The following is a 16,621-nucleotide window of genomic DNA, read 5'->3' on the forward strand; positions in this document are numbered from 1 at the left end:
CTATAAAGTCAATGCAGGCCTCTGCCTAGGCGTGGCTACAGCCGGTAGATGCGCCGCGCGGTTTCCGTGAACAGCGCGCGTTGCTCCACTTCGGAGTATTTGGCGGCGATCTTCTTCAAACCATTCCACAGGACCGGGTAGCTGATGGACCAGCGATCCACCGGGAAGTTGCTCTCGAACATGCAGCGGGCTGCACCGAAACAGTCGATCATGTGATCGTAATAGCGCTGTTGGGCCAGCACGAATTCGTCCGAGGTCGGCGGCGTTTCGCGCTCATGCCAGCCCCAGCCATTGTCTGGCATGGCAAGCCCACCCAGTTTGGCCACCACGTTCGGGCAATGGGACAGGTCGGCCATGTCGTCCTGCCACTGCTCGAATATCTCTTCGCGCTTGTCGGCATAGGGGCCGATACCGATGGGCGTCCCGAAATGGTCGAGCACCATGGTCGTATTCGGCACCGCCTTCACCAGGTCGAGATAGTCCCGGTTCTGGTGGTGATAGTGCCATGTGTCATAGGACAGGTCGTGCTCGCCCAGCAATTGCACGCCCCGGCGAAAATCTTCATCCGCATAGAGACGCTCAGGCGCCCGGCCTGGAATGCGCAACGTAGCGCCGCTCGTATCACGTGAGCCCGCATGACGGATGCCACGGAACAGGCCGTTGGCAGCGTCCCTGTGAGCGTCGAGCACGTCCTCCAGATGCGGCCCCCGAAGATCGGCATGCCCGACGATCCCTGCGATATAGGGACCGCCCTTCGCCTTCATTTCGGCTGCAGCGGCGGCCACGAACTCGGTCTCGCCGACGGGTTTGAGATGATCCGGTCCATCCTCGCGATAGGCCGCACCGCACTCCATGAACACAGTCTGGACAACATTGTGCCCGCTGGTCAGGTCAGCGAGGAATTCCGGCACATTGTAGTACATGTCCGCCTGGGGCCAGAGATGGTGGTGCGGATCGATGATCTCGCGATCAGGATCGACAATGTCTTCCTTAACCTGCGCCAGCCAGTCGCTATTATTGAACACCATCTGCGCTTCCTCCTGTTTTTAGGAGGAGTGTGAGCCCCTGAAACGCGAAAAGCCAGCCCCCGAGGCTGGCCTTTCATAAAATCCATTTCCCAACAGATCAGAATTCGATTTCGGCGCCGACCAGCTCTGGTAGCTGCATGATGATCAGCAAATCGCGCATCTCCTGACGGGCGGCAACATGGCTCATGGTGAAGGAGATATTGGAGCCCTTCTCCGTGAGATCCAGCAGGGTCAGACCGGCCGGGAACAGTTCGCGATAAATCACGCGCTCAGAGAGGCCTGGCGCAAGGCGGAAACCGATCCGCTTGGACAGGTTGGTCAGCGCTTCGCCGACGCGCTCCTTGTTACGTGCCGCCAGGGGCGACATGCGGTTGCGCATCACGATCCAGTCAATCGGACGGCGCGACGTCTGGGCCTTCTTCTTGCGACAGGACCAGACCATTTCTGAGTAGAAGCTCGGGCGCAATACTTCGAGCGTCTGCGGGTTCACATCACCCAACAGGTCGAAATCGACAAAACTGTCATTCAGCGGCGTGATCAGCGTGTCTGCATTCACATGCGCAAGACGCGAGAGATAGGTGTCGCCGCCAGGACCATCGATGATGATGAAATCGCAGGCTTTCTTGAGGCGCGCCACGCTGCTGAGAAAACGCTGGGTCTCCTCGGATTCAGCCTTGTCGAGATCGCGCTCTGTCGAAGCATCCACGCGCACGATTTCCGGCATCGGAAGTTTCGCACCGGTGGATTGCATCCAACGGAGACGATTTTCGAGATATCGGGTGAGGCTGCGCTGGCGCACATCAAGATCGATAACCCCAACCTTCTTGCCCATCCGCATCAGAGCGACGGACAAGTGCATGGAGACCGTCGACTTGCCCGCTCCACCCTTTTCATTGCCCACGACAATGACGCGGGCCTCGCGCTGCTGCGCTGACAGGTCCGGGCCGCTAACCGTTTCAAGCGGGGCGAATCCATCAGCGGGCATTACGGGCGACTCCTTCAGAGGTATTTCAGTTCGTTAGGGATCAGGCGACGTGAGACATCTCGGCGCCAGCAGACTTGCTGCTGGAAACCACGTCCATGAAGAGATCAGCGTCTTCAGCCGGTACGTCACCATAATGCGCAGCCATCGGCTCCCCATCGAACAGGACATCGTCCGACATGATTGGACCAAAGGCAGCCTGCAAGGGCAGCTCGGCGCTGACGGGGGCATGTGCCGCAATGTCAGTGAGCAATGCGCGAAGGCTGGAAAGCGTATTTGAGACACGTCCGAAGTCGCGGGAATAAAGCGTTGCCGCTTCGGTTACCGGGCTGCCGTCGCGATCAAACATCCATTCGTCGACCGCATTCGGGTTCAGATATTCGCGGATCGGCTCTGGAACAGCCGTTTCAGCGAGTCTGGACTTGCCTGCTGCCAGTCGGAGACCGATAGAAAGCGCGAAGGTTTTTAGCGGAGCGAGAATGCGATGTGTCATGAGTTTGAAATTCCTCCGAATGGGTTAACAACGCGTTTACGAAATCCTTTGGCGAGACGTTTTAAACAATCCTCATACGGGAAGTTTTCATAGTGAATTCCATGACAGGTAAGTTAACGGAGGCCGTCCACTCGCGGGCCGAGCTGCAACAACAGATTCGAGCATGGCGCCAAGCCGGTGAAACTATTGGATTTGTTCCCACAATGGGCGCCCTTCACGGGGGGCACCTTTCCCTTGTGCAGAAGGCACGCACCAAAGTGACAAAAGTGGTCGCGAGCATCTTCGTAAACCCCACACAATTCGCACCCGGCGAGGATTTCGACACATATCCGCGCGACGAATCGGCCGATCGGGCCAAACTCGATTCGGCGGGATGCGATCTCGTCTACCTGCCTACGGTCGAGGAAATGTATCCGGAGGGCACCCGCACCAATGTCCGCGTCGAGCAGATGTCAGACCTGCTGGACGGGATCTACCGCCCGCACTTCTTCTATGGCGTCGCGACCGTGGTGGCTCGCCTCTTCCTGCACGTCCAGCCGGATGTCGCCGTGTTCGGGGAGAAGGATTACCAGCAGCTCCAGATCATCCGGCGCATGGTGGAAGACCTCGGCTTTCCAATCGAAATTCTTGGTGGCGAAACCACGCGGGATGGTGATGGGCTCGCGCAATCTTCGCGCAATCTCTACCTCTCGCCCGAACAGCGCCGCGCAGCCGGGGCGATGCAGGCCGCTTTGCACCGGGCCTCGGTCCGCCTGTCGCTGGGCGCGACGCCGTCAGACGTGCTGGAAGAAGCCCGGCGCCTGATCATGGCGTCCGGATTCACGGAGATGAACTATGTCAGCCTCGTCGACCCAGCCTCCCTGGAAGACCTGCCCGACGCGCCCCTGTCATCTGGCACGGTTGCGCGGCTGCTCGGCGCGGCATGGCTCGGAAAGACGCGCCTGATCGACAATATCAGCGTGACGCGGTGAACTCTTTCAGCGCGTCCAGGACCGCCTGATTGTCGTCGGTCGAGCCGACTGTAATCCGCAATCGTTCCGGCAGGCCGTAGCCCCCAACAGCGCGGACAAGGATGTTGCGCGCCTTGAGGAAGTCGTTCGCCGCCGCAGCGCGCTCTGAGGAGCCGAACTCCGGCAGCACGAAGTTCGCGTCGCTGTGCGGGGTCGGAAGGCCCATCGCATTCAAGGCTGCGGTCATGCGGGCGCGCCAGTCGGTATTATGGTCCCGGCTTTTCGTCAGGAAGTCGGTATCCTGAATGCTGGCCATGCCGGCTGCCACAGCGAGACCATTCACGTTGAAGGGGCCGCGAATACGCTGATAGGTCTCAGCGATCTCGGCAGGCATGTACCCCCAGCCAAGACGCAAGGCCGCAAGCCCATGGATCTTGGAGAAGGTCCGCATCATCACCGTATTGGCTTTCCGGTCCACGAGGTCCCGAATTTGCGCTTCATATTCCGAGCCGACATATTCGGCATAGGCACCGTCGACGACGAACAAGACATGCGGCGGCAGGCTGTCCTGCAGCTGTTCCAGCGCCTCGACGGGCAGCATCGTGCCAGTCGGATTGTTCGGATTCGCGAGGAACAGGATTTTCGTCCGCTCCGAGACCGCGCCAAGGATGGCGTTGACGCCCGCGGTCAGATCGGTTTCCGGGACAGTCACTGGCGTTGCGCCGTGCGACAATGCCGAAACGCGATACATGGAAAAGGCGTGCTCGGTGAACAGGATTTCGTCGCCCGGTCCGGCATAGCTCTGGGTCAACAAGTGAATGATCTCGTCAGACCCCGCGGAAACCATCACACGGCTTGAATCGGCAATGCCGACCGCCTCGGCAATCGTCTCCCGCAGGGCACGATATTCCGGATCAGGGTAGACGTGCACATCGCCCGCCACCGCCTTCATCGCCTCAATGGCTTTCGGGCTGGGGCCGAACGGATTCTCGTTGGAGGCCAGCATGATGACGGAGCCACTCGCGCCAGCGAGCTTGCCGCCGGGCACATAGGGCTTGGTCTGGGCGATATGCGGAAGAGGCGTAATCTTGGTCATCGCCGCGCGACTTACACGAAAGCGGCTGACTGGGAAACTCGCGATTTGCGCGTCATGCGCGTGGCGCGGCAGTGGATTCCCGTAGCATCAACTTGTATTCGAGCAACTTGTGGCGGGGCGCATCGCCGGTAGGGGCAGCCTCTTCCAGCAACATGCTGACGGCCTCTGCAGCAAGTTCGCGACTTGGCTGGTAAATCGTCGTCAAGGACGGACTGATTGTCGTGGCCAGCGGCGTATCGTCGAAACCCACGACGGAAAGGTTGGCTGGTACATTTACCTGGCGGCGATACGCCGTCGCGAGCACACCGGCAGCCATGTCGTCATTACTCGCAAATATCGCGGTCGGACGGTCAGGCAATGACAAGAGTTTCTCAGAGCATGAGACACCGGAGTCAAACGCGAAATCACCATCCTCGATTAGATCAGGATCGAGGGAGATGCCCTCTTCTTCCAGTGCCTGCCGGTAACCGGCAAAACGCCGGACAGCCTGCGCATGAGAATCGGCCCCCTTGATGAAGCCGATCCGCCGATGGCCTAGTCCGATCAGATACTCCGTCATCTCTCGCGCAGCCGCAGCATCGTCGATGGCGACATCCTGACCATGTTCGACGTCTTCTGCGGGCGCAATTCGAACGAATGGAATACCGCGATTTTCGAGTTCAGAGATAAGGTTTTTATCGTCCGACAATGGCGGCGTCAGGATCGCTCCGGCCAGTTTGGTTTCAGCCCTCAGCGCAAGCAGCGATGTATGATTGTCGCTGCAATCCTCGGTGATAAGGCTGTAACCATAGGCTTGGCAGCGTTGCAGGGCGCCCAACTGCACTTCACCAATATAGTTGCGTGATGGGTTCGCATAGAAAAGGCAAATGATGTGACTATGGCGAGCCCGCAGATTGCGCGCATTGTGATTGGTCCGATAGTTCAGCGTCTTGACGGCTTCGAGCACCTTCAAACGGGTCTCTTCGCGCACATTGGTCTCGCCATTCAGCACGCGACTGACCGTCTTGAAGGACACGCCTGCTTCGCGGGCAACATCAATGATGGTGGCAGGCCGGACATGTCCGGAAGTCCTATGCGCTTTTAGCCCGTCAGTCATCGCGGCTCCTCGGTTAGAACCCTTGTGAGCAAGCCAATCGCGCAGCAGAAATCCGCCGCCAGCTAGTTTGTCCGCTCATAGGGGTATGGCGGACAAACCTAGCTTCTTTTTCCCTACAGTGACAAGGCCTTGCTCGCGTTCATTACGCCCGGCAAGGCCTGCCGCTGTTCAGTTTATTTCAGGCTGCGGTTCACGAGGTTTTCCAGCATTTCCTGACGTCCGCTTGTATGGGACGGATTTACACCCGACTCGACGGCCTTGTTGGCGATGCTTTCAAGGCTCGCGCCTTCCGACAGCATCGTCTTGCCGAGGTCGGAATTCTCCCAGCCAGCATAACGTTCCGTCTTGAGCTTGGCGATCTCGCCCTTTTCAAGGATGTCGGCCGCCGACAAAAGCGCACGGGCCAGCGCGTCGACGCCGCCGACATGGGCGTGGAACAAGTCATCGACCGTGCTTGACTGACGGCGCACCTTGGCATCGAAGTTGAAGCCGCCGGTGTCGAGGCCGCCGGATGGCAGCAATTCGATCAGCGCCAGCGTAATGTCGCGGATGTCGAGATTGAACTGGTCGGTATCCCAGCCATTCTGGTAGTTGCCGCAATTGATATCGATCGAGCCCATGATGCCGAGCGAGACAGCCGTGGCGATCTCATGGGCGAAACTGTGTCCTGCCAGTGTGGCGTGGTTCGGCTCAATATTGACCTGGACTTCATCTTCGAGGCCGAAGCGCTTCAGGAAGCCATAGACGGTCGCGGAGTCGAAATCATACTGGTGATACATCGGCTCGTGCGGCTTCGGCTCGATCAGGATTTTTCCTTCGAAGCCGATCTTGTGCTTGTGATCGACGACCATTGCGAGGAAGCGACCGAAATTGCCGAGTTCGCGGTCGAGATCAGTATTCAGCAGGGTGTCATAGCCTTCGCGGCCACCCCAGAGCACATAATTCTCGCCGCCAAGCGCCTGCGTCACCTCCATACAGTCGCGGATCTGGCGGACCGCAACCGCGGCGACTTCGGGGTTCGGATTGGTCAGGCCACCGGCGCCGAAGCGCGGATTGCTGAACAGGTTGGCGGTGCCCCAGAGCAGCTTGATGCCGGTCGCTTCCTGATAGGCTGCGAGACGGTCGGCCTGGCGCTTGAGATTGTTCGACAGATCGTCCGGTGTCGGAGAGTCCTCAGTGACATCCACGTCGTGGAAGCAATAGTAAGGCAGGCCGAGCTTGCTGAAGAATTCGAAAGCTGCGGCCATCTTCGCGTCAGCTGCGGCGCGGTCATTGGCGGCACCGTGCCAAGGACGGTTAAACGTGCCACCGCCAAAGACGTCAAAGCCATCCCAGCAGAAGGTATGCCAATAGCAAACAGCCATGCGCAGATGGTCTTCCATCCGCTTGCCCATGACCATTTGGTCCTTGTTGTAATAACGATAAGCCAGCGGGTTGTCGCTGTCTGGTCCCTCAAACTTGATTGGGTCGATGCCCTTGAAGACGGGTTCGCCGCCTACATTGATCTGTCCATCAGCCATGTCTTTATTCTCCTCAGAAGGCATCTTTCAGTATACGGTACAGTGTACCGAATTTCTCGTATTTCGGGGCCAGCCGGTCGCGGTCGCTTTCTTTTGGCTCAACAATCTGCAGCACTTCGGGTGCTTCGAACATTTCCTCGACTGAACCGCCCATGCTGGCGTAGCGAGCCAGGCGCGCAGCGCCATAGGCCGGGCCAGTGGCCGCGCCGTCGCGGTAAACCATCGGGCGGTCCAGCACAGCAGACAGGATACGCCCCCAATAAGTGGATTGTGCGCCGCCGCCGATAACTGAGATCGAATGTACGTCCACACCCGATTCCACAAGGGCGCGGAAACCATCCGCCATACCGAAGGCGACTCCCTCAAGCACGGCTTGGCCGATCTGCGCAGACCCGGAATCATGGGTCAGACCGAACAGGACACCCGACGCATGGGGATTGTTATGAGGTGTGCGCTCGCCAGACAGATAGGGGAGGAATTGCTCAGACCCGGCTAGGCCTGCCTCTGTCTGGGCGAGCTTCACAAGCTCTCCCGCGTCAGATGTCCCGGTCAGTTTGACGGCCCAGTCGAGGCAGCTCGCTGCACTCAACATGACCGACATCAGGTGCCACCGATCCGGCAAAGCATGACAGAATGCATGCGCCGCAGAATCGGGATTTGAGCGGAACGTATTCCCCGCCACGAAAATCACGCCGGACGTACCGAGCGACAGCAGCGCTTCACCCTCATCGATCACGCCAACACCCGCCGCTCCGGCCGCATTGTCGCCGCCGCCAGCAACCACCGGCACGCGGTCCATGCCCCATGCTTCAGCCGCTTCCTGGCGAAGCACACCGGTCACTTCATGGCCTTCATAGAGCTTTGGCATATGGTCGATCGTGAGACCGCAAGCGGCAAGCAATTCCTCTGACCAGGTCCGCGCCTCGACATCCATCCAGAGCGTGCCCGAGGAATCCGACATGTCGGAGGCGAGATCGCCAGTCATCCGAAGGCGGACATAATCCTTGGGAAGGAGTACCTTGTGCACTTTCTCGAATGCACCTGGCTCATGCCGGCGCACCCATTCGAGTTTCGGCGCGGTAAAACCAGGCATGACAAGATTACCGCCCTTGGACACAAAGGCTGGTGTACTCTTTTGAAGGTCGCGGCACTCTTCAAAGCTGCGCCCGTCGTTCCAGAGGATCGCCGGCCGAATCGGAGCAAGAGATTCATCCAGAAGCGTCGCACCGTGCATCTGTCCGGACAGGCCGACCGCCTTCACCCGATGACGGCGGTTCACGTCCAGCTTGGCGACGGCCATGTTCGTGGCGGTCCACCAATCAGATGGATTCTGTTCGGACCAGAGGGGTTTGGGACGCGAAATCGGAAGTTCCGCCTGGCTGACTTCAACCTGGCGCCCTGCCTCATCAATCAGCGCTGCCTTCACGCTGGATGTGCCTATGTCGATCCCTAGAAACACGTTCCGAATGTCCTCCCTGGCAGCCCGTCTGAGTGCGGCTGTCCACTAAATGATACCGCTATCATTTCAGCTTTGCCATCGCAAGAGCGGAATATCAACTTGCCGAGACGCAGCAGATCCGCCTCTGTCGCAGCGTCAAGTACCGGTGAAAAGACCGATCCTACTTTCCATGTTAGCGTTAGCATGCTTTTTAGCCAACACTTGCGGATAAGGGAGACCGGGGTTTGGCCGATTCAACAGCGCTGTCGCGCCTCATACTCGAAACCAAAGCCATGAAGCTGACCTTGCTGCCCGACCTTGGCGGCAGTGTGGGCGGGTTGACCTACATGGCCCAGGACATTCTGCGTCCATTTGCGCGCACTGCGGATGAAAGCCCGCTACAGACTGCGGGCTTCCCCCTTTTTCCGTTCTCGGGCCGAATTTCCGAAGGCCGTTTTGCCTGGAATGGCCGTGATGTGTCCCTCGCGCCGAACTTTCTTCCAGAACCGCACGCCATTCACGGCCAGGCCTGGCACGCGGCCTGGCAGGTTGCAGAGCATGGCAGCAATCATGCACGACTGGTGTTTGACTACAGGCCCGAAGATTGGCCGTGGGCCTATCGCGCGGAGCAGGACTTCAGGCTGCGGGATGACGGTCTGGACTTGATGCTTCGCCTGACCAATCACGGGGACGACTCCATGCCCGCGGGGCTTGGCTGGCACCCCTATTTTCCCCGTCTGGATGCGCGCGTGAAAGTACCGGTCGACCGGGTCTGGATGTCGGATGAGGGCATGATCCCCGACAGGCTGGTTATGCCAGCCGCTGGTGCCGATCTGTCAGACTGGCGTATCGTTGATGAGCTCGACCTCGACAATGCCTTCACCGTGTCAGACCAGATAAGTTGTATCGAATGGCCAGGCCGGAACCTGCGCGTAGAAATGGTCTCGGACGCAGAGCTTGGTCACATGGTGATCTACACGCCGAAGCAACAGGAGTTCTTCTGCGTTGAACCTGTAAGCCACGCTCCCGACTCGGTGAACAGCCAGCATCCGGCCGAACTGACAGGGCTGCATAGCCTCGAGCCCGGTGAAACGCTGTCGGCTCAGATAAGCCTGACCATTCGCGAGATCTAAGGCGTCTGACTTCAGACTTTGATGACCGAATCCCGCTCAATGATCGCAACATCCAGAATCGGATTCAGCTCGCCCAGCTCGGCTTCGTGGTCCGAAATAAACGCAGCAAGTAAATCGACGGACTGATAGCCCATTTCCGCAATTGGCTGGCGCACAGTAGTCAGCTGCGGCCAGATCGCGCTGGCGATGGGCGTATCATCATATCCGACCACGGAAATGTCTTCCGGCACGCGCTTACCGTGACGGAAAGCCGACGCGATCACGCCGGCGGCCATATCATCATTGCTGGCAAAGATGGCCGTAGGCTGGTCGGCGAGATCCAGCATCCTGTCGGCCGCCTCCATGCCGCTGCGATACGTAAACCGACCGCGCCGGACGAGATTTGGATCAATGTCGAGGCCATGTTCCTTCATCGCCAGCTGGAACCCGCTATAGCGGCGATGCGACGATATCTGGTCTTCGGCGCCAATCACAAAGCCGATCCGAGTATGGCCACGTGCGATCAGATATTCCGTCATGCGCTTGGCTGCGGCTTCGTCGTCGATCGCGAGGCTTGTTCCGGATTTCGGCGGAGTTTTTGGGGCAATAAGGACGCAAGGAATGCCCGCCTCCTCCAGCCTGGATAGCAGGAGGTCATCTTCGCTGAGCGGGGGAACGACGAGAATGCCGTCCAGACCGGCGCCGCTGACGCGGCCCACAAGCTCATCTACATCGGAAGGGTCTTGGTATGAGGAGAAATCCTCGAGCACGAGGTGGTGCCCCGCTTCCCGGCAGCGGTTCATCGCACCGATGAGCAGTTCACTGAGATAGGAGTTGCTGGGGTTGTTGAAAATCATTCCGATGAACAGGGAGCTCCCACCCGCAAGGCTGCGTGCGAGTAAGTTCGGTCGGTACTTCAGTTCGCGGATGGCATCTTCAACACGCGCCCGGGTAGTTTCACGCACGACATCTCGGCGATTGAGCACACGCGAGACCGTCATCTGTGAAACGCCAGCGAGTTCGGCGACCTCCTTGATGGTCGCGTGCTGGCGACGTCCCAACTTTGTAATTTTTTCGGACATACTTGTTCTTCTTATCCCGTGAGCAGGGTTTCCGTCCTGCTTTTCATTCTATGTCTTGCGCCGACTTAACACCCAAACCTCAAGCCTTTATGTAATTTTTTCAAGACGATTCAGCCAGATGGGGTAATGTGGCGCAGTTCACGCACGGGTTGGCGCAGCCTTGAGCGCGGCCGCGACAGCGTCACGCATCAGCTTGGGGCGATAGCTGGAATCGTAAAGAGTCGGTCGTTTCTCTATCCCGTCTTCGCGCGGTTTGAATCCCTGCAACCAGCTGTGACTATCCGCCAGACCCCACATCAACAGATCCTTGGTCTCCCGATAGCTGAACATCATGTCGAGATAGTCCCGCGTAAACGCGGCAATCTCCTGGTCGCGCTGAACAATGCCAGGAGCCATCATCGAGTCATTCACATCGAATTCGGTGAGGTAGATGTCCAACCCCATACCGATGGCCTCTTCCACGAAGTCCCGCCAGATTTTTTGCTGGGTCGGCGTAAAGGCCGAAGGCGGCGCATCATTGGAATGACTTTGAATGCCAAGTGCATCAATGGGTGCGCCGTTGCGTTTCAAACGCTCGAGCATGCGCAGCACGCCTGTGCGATGTTTTTCGTGGCTGGGCTCCCAGCTCATATAGTCGTTGTACGCCAGCGTTGCGTCCGGCGCTGCTGCGCGTGCCGTGCGGAACGCGAACTCCAATACGTCCGGCCCCATGACTCGGGTAAAAGAGGTTTCACGGATATCGCCGGTTTCCGGGTCAATAGTCTCGTTCACGACATCCCAGGAATAGATGAAATCAGCATCCCGCGACGCCACCGCTGTGATGTAACCGCCCAGGACGGCCTCCGCTTCCGAGGCGTTCGCAAAATCTGAGTCATTGATCCAGTCCGGGAGCCATTGCGGATGCTGCCACAGCAGAGTGTGGCCCCGCATACCGAGATTGTTCGCTTTCGCAAACGCCACCAGCGTATCGCCCGGCGTCCAGTTCATGGCATCCGGGGTTGGCTGAATCGTGTACATCTTGTGTTCGTTTTCGGCTACGATGACGGCGCAATCTCGCAAGACAATATCGAGATAAGCTGGATCGGAGACCTCGCGCACATCCATGGCCGTGCCGAAACGGATGCCCTTTGCGGCGGCCAAATCCTTCAACGGCTCGGAACCAGTCCCAAGTTGCACGGCTGGCCCGCCTGCCGACGTGCACGCTGCACCCGTTGCCGACGCCATCAGAGCGAGCGCATGGCGTCTTGTAAATTTGGACATCGAATTCCTCCCGGTTGATTTCGGCTCTTGGCGGCCTTGGCATAGCGATAATGATAACGCTATCATATCGTGAATTGAAACCGGGTCCATACCGGTAGAACGACAGAGGGAGTCGGAAGCGTGATTATTCAAATGCGACATTGGAAGGCGTTTGCCAGTTTCGGGGCGATCGCGATCGCAGCATCGTGCGGCAGTGTCAGTGCGCCTGCGCCGCTGGAAACATCGGAAGCCCGCTTCTCCTATCTGACATATAGCGGCACTGACCCGATCTTTGACCTGCCCGTCTCCGACAGTCAGGCTCGGAATCCGATCCTGGCCGGATACTATCCAGACCCCAGCATCGTGAAAGTCGACGCCGACTACTACCTCGTGAACTCATCCTTTACCCACTATCCGGGTATCCCGATCTTCCACAGCCGAGACCTGATCAACTGGACCCAGATCGGAAATGTGATCGACCGGCCGGACATGCTCGACTTTTCCGGGCTGACCGTGTCGCGAGGTGTGTTTGCGCCGACAATCGAATTCCATGGCGGCGTCTTCTACGTGATCAATACCTGCGTGGATTGCGGTGGCAATTTCGTCGTGACGGCTACCGACCCTGCCGGGCCATGGTCCGACCCGATCTGGCTACCCCATATTGGCGGGATCGACCCGTCGCTTTTCTTTGACGAGGACGGCAAAGTCTACATCCTGAACAATGACGCCCCTGAGGGCGAACCCCGCTATGAGGGGCATCGCGCGGTCTGGATCCGCGAAGTTGATGCACAAACGTTCGAACCGGTTTCGGATGCGGTCGTAGCGGTGAATGGCGGCGTGGACTTGTCCGAACAACCCGTCTGGATCGAGGGGCCGCATCTCTACAAGGTTGATGGCAAGTACCTGCTTAGCGCTGCTGAAGGCGGAACAGGCCCGCAGCACTCGCAGGTGATCCTCATCGCGAAGTCCCCCTTGGGGCCGTTTACGCCCCATCCCGATAACCCGATCCTGACGCAACGCGACCTACCGGAAGACCGTGCCGAACCGATCACTTCGGTTGGCCATGCTGACTTCACCCAAGATTCTGAGGACAATTGGTGGGCCGTATTCCTTGGCACGCGCCCCTATCAAGGCAACGAATACAATACCGGCCGCGAAACTTTCCTCATGCCGGTGTCATGGGACAATGGTATCCCACGCATCACCAAGCCCGGCGACGTCATCCCGCACGTCATTGATCGTCCCGCCCTGCCGGCGCAGCCGAAGGCTCCTTTGCCGCTGACTGGCAACTTCACCTATACGGATGAGTTTGAGGAAGAAGTACTTCCGCTGCACTGGCTGACGGTCAGAATACCTGCCCAGAAAGCGTATCGACTGGAAAATGGCGAACTCGTTCTGGAAGCGCGCGCAGACGGAGTCGGCAGCCCTGGACAGCCTTCCTTTCTCGCGCGGCGGCAGCAACACACAAATGCTGAAGCCTATACTGAGGTCTCTTTCGTGCCGGGAGATAATGACGACGAAGCGGGAATTGCCGCTTTCCAGAATGATGTGGCCTACTATGCGCTCGGCTTGTCGATGAGTGAAGACGGGAAAGCGATTGTGCGGCTGCGCAAGCGCGCGGGGGACGCGACAGACAAGGACGGCGAGATCGTCGCAGAGGTCCCTGCAGCCACGCCTTTGGGGGCCTCCCTCAAACTGCGGATCGTATCACGGGGCCCTGAGATCGACTTCTATCAGGCTGCCCGAGGCGACGACTGGGAGCCCGTGGCACTCAGCGAAGACAGCACAATTCTGAGCACGGAAAAGGCTGGTGGGTTTGTCGGTACGCTTCTCGGTGTTTATGCCCAGTCCGCCGGAGACTGATCATTAAAAATGAAAATGGCGGCCTTCGAATGAAGGCCGCCATTTGATTTCAGACTTATCTTTCAGGCTGGCGCTATTCAGAGCAACCTTGATCACTCTCGGAAGGTTCGAAGCGGATGTCCGCCACTGCCACTGTCCCAGCATCCATCGTTCCGATAACCGCCGGGATCTGCACGGCAGTAAGGTCAGTCAGACCGAGACAGGCCGCAGGCGCTCGGTATTCCGCCCAGTCGGAACCTGTGACGGTGATCTGCTCAACGGCTTCGCAATTGCCAATCTGGTCGCAAGAGCCACTGACGGATATGACGTGCTCCCCGCCATCCGGCACCTTGGCTGCAACTACGATGTCCAGCGCGGCGTCGCCAGCCGCATTCAGATTGACCGGATTGGCAAAGGAACCAATAGACAGGACGCCAGTCGGATCCGACCATGAAAGCACCAGTCCATCCTCCTGAGTTTCGTAGTCCGTCCGACTGATCGAAAGGCCCGCCAGTTCGGTAAGCCCCGGCTGCAGCGTCGTGTAAGCCCCCTCAAACGCGAGGAGCGCGCCCCAGCGGTCTCCTGGGCGTCCGCGCCTGAACAAGGTCCGCGGATCCGCATTGCCCATGAGGTCTTCGGACAGACCCGGATCTTCACTCAGCTCTCCAAGCTCGGTTGCGTCAGAGGCATAGCTGAGGCCGTACCCGTAAGCGAATAGCGGCTCATAAGGTGTGTCTTCCGAATTGAGACGTGACGGCTGGGCTGTCGCCGGCCATGAGAAGGAGAGACGTCCCGTAAAGTCGTAGTCTGGTTCCGTCTGGAATAGCACATCGGCAATCCCGGCACCTTCGGAGCCCGGGAGCCAAGCTGCTACGAACGCATCGGAGTCATTGAGTTCGGGATTTACCCAAAGCGGCCGACCCGACAGGAAAACCGACACGACCGGCACGCCCTTGTCCTGGAAGGCTTCGAGCTTGCTTGTGTCAAAACCATTCGGCACAAAATCCATCGTCCGAATATCGCCGATGCCTTCAGCGTATGGATTTTCTCCGTACACAGCAATTACAACATCCGCATCTACATCGGACTCTCCTGTGGGGTCGAAGATCAGCGTTCCGCCGCCCGGCAGCAGCGCATCCTCAATACCTTCCAGAATGGACTGTCCATTGGGGAAGTGGCCATTGTCATAACCACCGCCCTGCCAGGACAAGGTCCAGCCACCAGCGGCCTTGGTGATACTGTCTGCGCCATCACCGATCACGAGAATGGTTTGCTCCGTGCTGAGCGGAAGGAGATTGTCATTGTTCTTCAGCAAAACGAGCGATTCCCGCACGGCGCGGCGGGCGATCTCTCGGGCCTCGGGCGTTGCCATCAGGCTCTCGTCGTTCGCTCCAGGGCGTTCGCTTGGCGCAGGCTTGTCGAAAATGCCATAGGCGAGCTTCACACGCAGGATACGGCGCACGGCATCGTCGAGACGCTCCATCGGGATGTTGCCATCCTTGGCGTGCTGGAGCGTACTTTCATAGAGCCCCTTCCAGCTGTCCGGTGCCATGTACATATCGAGCCCAGCATTCAACGACTGTGGACAGTCGGTATTCGTACAACCCGGCACCTGGCCGTGACCATTCCAGTCACCGACGACAAAACCAGTGAAACCGAGGCGGTCTTTCAGCACTTCGGTCAGCATGACGTGGCTGCCATGCATCTTGACTCCCTGCCAGCTGGAGAATGACGACATGACGGTCTGCACACCGGCTTCAAGCGCGGTGAAATAGCCTTGAGCGTGAATGTCGATGAGTTCCTGTTCGGTGGCGAGCGTCTCGCCCTGATCGATGCCATCTTGTGTACCGCCGTCGCCGACATAGTGTTTGGCACTGGAAATGACACGGCCCTCGCCGAGAAAGTCCTCATCATCCGGACGGCCCTGCAATCCGTAGACAATCCGTTCGGCATATTCGCGGACAATTTCAGGGCTTTCTGAATAGCCCTCATAGGTGCGGCCCCAGCGGTCATCGCGCGGAGTGGCGATGGTCGGGGCAAATGTCCAATCATGGCCGGAGACAATGAGTTCCTCGGCGGTAATGCGGGCAATGTCTTCGATCAGGTCCGGATCATTGGCAGCGCCAAGGCCGATATTGTGCGGGAAGATGGTCGCACCAAACAGGTTCGCATGGCCATGCACGGCATCGATGCCCCAGATGACGGGGATGGCGATTTCAACACCTTCTGGATCGACCGAGGCGTGCCAATAAGCGTCCGCATCCGCGAGCCACGCGTCCATGGACGCGAACGGTTCGTCACCGGGCGCCGAGCTGCCACCACTGAGAACGGACCCAAGGCGATAGGCCTTTACTTCTTCGGGGGTCACACTGTCGCTGTCCGCCTGGATGACCTGACCGACTTTCTGCTCCAGAGTCATCTTCGCCATGATCTCGTCAATGCGCGCTTCGATCACAGGGTCGAGATCCGGCACAGTGATTTCGGGCCAAAGTTCTGGTGTTGCGACGAGATCGTGCTCAGTCATGAGCGCGGTCTGCACGGGCTCTGCAGCTACCATGGTTTCGTTGGCATCGGCATCGGTCGGCGTATGGCTACACGCGGCAATGAGCGCCACACTAGCCACGCCGCCGAGCAGCGAAATGATTGACGATTTCCGGACAGCCTTGGCCATCGCGACCTCCCTTGTTCAGTTTTTAAAAAAATGCCCTCGCCGACAGATCGGCGAGGGCGGAATGTATATGCC

The 16,621-nt window shown here is 58.7% G+C and carries 13 protein-coding genes; 3 read left to right on the forward strand and 10 right to left on the reverse strand.

The window, feature by feature from the left end:
* Positions 1 to 35 precede the first annotated feature (35 nt).
* The 3 genes from B3527_RS06675 to B3527_RS06685 all read right to left on the reverse strand — a co-directional run bounded on the left by B3527_RS06675 (position 36) and on the right by B3527_RS06685 (position 2,503).
* Positions 36 to 1,028 carry an amidohydrolase family protein gene (locus B3527_RS06675; RefSeq protein WP_290479161.1) on the reverse strand — a complete coding sequence of 331 codons (993 nt, stop codon included), beginning with the start codon at positions 1,026 to 1,028 and terminating at the stop codon, positions 36 to 38.
* Positions 1,029 to 1,125: 97 nt separating this feature from the next.
* Positions 1,126 to 2,013: a division plane positioning ATPase MipZ gene (locus B3527_RS06680; RefSeq protein ID WP_051607668.1), complete on the reverse strand. Its 888-nt coding sequence runs from the start codon at positions 2,011 to 2,013 to the stop codon at positions 1,126 to 1,128.
* Between the two features lie 40 nt (positions 2,014 to 2,053).
* Positions 2,054 to 2,503, reverse strand: coding sequence for a hypothetical protein (locus B3527_RS06685; protein ID WP_290479162.1), 450 nt, complete (start codon positions 2,501 to 2,503; stop codon positions 2,054 to 2,056).
* Between the two features lie 101 nt (positions 2,504 to 2,604).
* Between B3527_RS06685 and panC the strand changes: the two genes are divergently transcribed.
* Entirely contained in the window at positions 2,605 to 3,474 is an 870-nt protein-coding gene (panC, locus tag B3527_RS06690; protein WP_290479163.1) for a pantoate--beta-alanine ligase, read from the forward strand.
* Here panC and hisC read toward each other — a convergent pair.
* The 4 genes from hisC to xylB all read right to left on the reverse strand — a co-directional run bounded on the left by hisC (position 3,458) and on the right by xylB (position 8,624).
* Complete coding sequence (hisC, locus tag B3527_RS06695) at positions 3,458 to 4,549, reverse strand: histidinol-phosphate transaminase (RefSeq protein WP_290479164.1); 1,092 nt, start codon at positions 4,547 to 4,549, stop codon at positions 3,458 to 3,460. The two genes, panC and hisC, sit on opposite strands and share 17 nt — an antisense overlap.
* Before the next feature lie 52 nt (positions 4,550 to 4,601).
* Entirely contained in the window at positions 4,602 to 5,645 is a 1,044-nt protein-coding gene (locus tag B3527_RS06700; RefSeq protein ID WP_206992997.1) for a LacI family DNA-binding transcriptional regulator, read from the reverse strand.
* A 173-nt stretch (positions 5,646 to 5,818) separates the two neighbouring features.
* Positions 5,819 to 7,165 carry a xylose isomerase gene (gene xylA / locus B3527_RS06705; protein ID WP_290479165.1) on the reverse strand — a complete coding sequence of 449 codons (1,347 nt, stop codon included), beginning with the start codon at positions 7,163 to 7,165 and terminating at the stop codon, positions 5,819 to 5,821.
* Positions 7,166 to 7,178: 13 nt separating this feature from the next.
* Entirely contained in the window at positions 7,179 to 8,624 is a 1,446-nt protein-coding gene (xylB, locus tag B3527_RS06710; RefSeq protein WP_290479166.1) for a xylulokinase, read from the reverse strand.
* 224 nt (positions 8,625 to 8,848) lie between these two features.
* Between xylB and B3527_RS06715 the strand changes: the two genes are divergently transcribed.
* A complete protein-coding gene (locus tag B3527_RS06715; RefSeq protein WP_290479167.1) occupies positions 8,849 to 9,736 on the forward strand; it encodes an aldose 1-epimerase in 888 nt (295 codons plus the stop codon).
* A gap of 11 nt (positions 9,737 to 9,747) precedes the next feature.
* On the opposite strand, the gene B3527_RS06720 is transcribed toward B3527_RS06715, so the two are convergent.
* Together B3527_RS06720 and B3527_RS06725 are read right to left on the reverse strand one after the other, a co-directional pair.
* Complete coding sequence (locus B3527_RS06720) at positions 9,748 to 10,797, reverse strand: LacI family DNA-binding transcriptional regulator (RefSeq protein WP_290479168.1); 1,050 nt, start codon at positions 10,795 to 10,797, stop codon at positions 9,748 to 9,750.
* A 138-nt stretch (positions 10,798 to 10,935) separates the two neighbouring features.
* Complete coding sequence (locus B3527_RS06725; RefSeq protein ID WP_290479169.1) at positions 10,936 to 12,057, reverse strand: endo-1,4-beta-xylanase; 1,122 nt, start codon at positions 12,055 to 12,057, stop codon at positions 10,936 to 10,938.
* Between the two features lie 132 nt (positions 12,058 to 12,189).
* Here B3527_RS06725 and B3527_RS06730 point away from each other — a divergent pair, with 132 nt between their 5' ends.
* A complete protein-coding gene (locus B3527_RS06730; RefSeq protein ID WP_290479170.1) occupies positions 12,190 to 13,899 on the forward strand; it encodes a glycoside hydrolase family 43 protein in 1,710 nt (569 codons plus the stop codon).
* A gap of 73 nt (positions 13,900 to 13,972) precedes the next feature.
* Here the strand turns inward: B3527_RS06730 and B3527_RS06735 are convergent, their stop codons facing one another.
* A complete protein-coding gene (locus B3527_RS06735) occupies positions 13,973 to 16,549 on the reverse strand; it encodes a glycoside hydrolase family 3 protein (protein ID WP_290479171.1) in 2,577 nt (858 codons plus the stop codon).
* Between the last annotated feature and the right edge of the window lie 72 nt (positions 16,550 to 16,621).

Source organism: Hyphomonas sp. UBA4505, from assembly GCF_002388685.1.
In the GTDB taxonomy this organism is placed as follows: Bacteria; Pseudomonadota; Alphaproteobacteria; order Caulobacterales; family Hyphomonadaceae; genus Hyphomonas.

What these genes read in the sequence shown, in the direction of transcription:
- B3527_RS06675 (WP_290479161.1), bottom strand. Translation starts at nt 1,028, where the DNA reads ATGGTGTTCAATAATAGCGACTGGCTGGCGCAGGTTAAGGAAGACATT.
- B3527_RS06680 (WP_051607668.1), bottom strand. Translation starts at nt 2,013, where the DNA reads ATGCCCGCTGATGGATTCGCCCCGCTTGAAACGGTTAGCGGCCCGGAC.
- B3527_RS06685 (WP_290479162.1), bottom strand. Translation starts at nt 2,503, where the DNA reads ATGACACATCGCATTCTCGCTCCGCTAAAAACCTTCGCGCTTTCTATC.
- panC (WP_290479163.1), top strand. Translation starts at nt 2,605, where the DNA reads ATGACAGGTAAGTTAACGGAGGCCGTCCACTCGCGGGCCGAGCTGCAA.
- hisC (WP_290479164.1), bottom strand. Translation starts at nt 4,549, where the DNA reads ATGACCAAGATTACGCCTCTTCCGCATATCGCCCAGACCAAGCCCTAT.
- B3527_RS06700 (WP_206992997.1), bottom strand. Translation starts at nt 5,645, where the DNA reads ATGACTGACGGGCTAAAAGCGCATAGGACTTCCGGACATGTCCGGCCT.
- xylA (WP_290479165.1), bottom strand. Translation starts at nt 7,165, where the DNA reads ATGGCTGATGGACAGATCAATGTAGGCGGCGAACCCGTCTTCAAGGGC.
- B3527_RS06720 (WP_290479168.1), bottom strand. Translation starts at nt 10,797, where the DNA reads ATGTCCGAAAAAATTACAAAGTTGGGACGTCGCCAGCACGCGACCATC.
- B3527_RS06725 (WP_290479169.1), bottom strand. Translation starts at nt 12,057, where the DNA reads ATGTCCAAATTTACAAGACGCCATGCGCTCGCTCTGATGGCGTCGGCA.
- B3527_RS06730 (WP_290479170.1), top strand. Translation starts at nt 12,190, where the DNA reads ATGCGACATTGGAAGGCGTTTGCCAGTTTCGGGGCGATCGCGATCGCA.
- B3527_RS06735 (WP_290479171.1), bottom strand. Translation starts at nt 16,549, where the DNA reads ATGGCCAAGGCTGTCCGGAAATCGTCAATCATTTCGCTGCTCGGCGGC.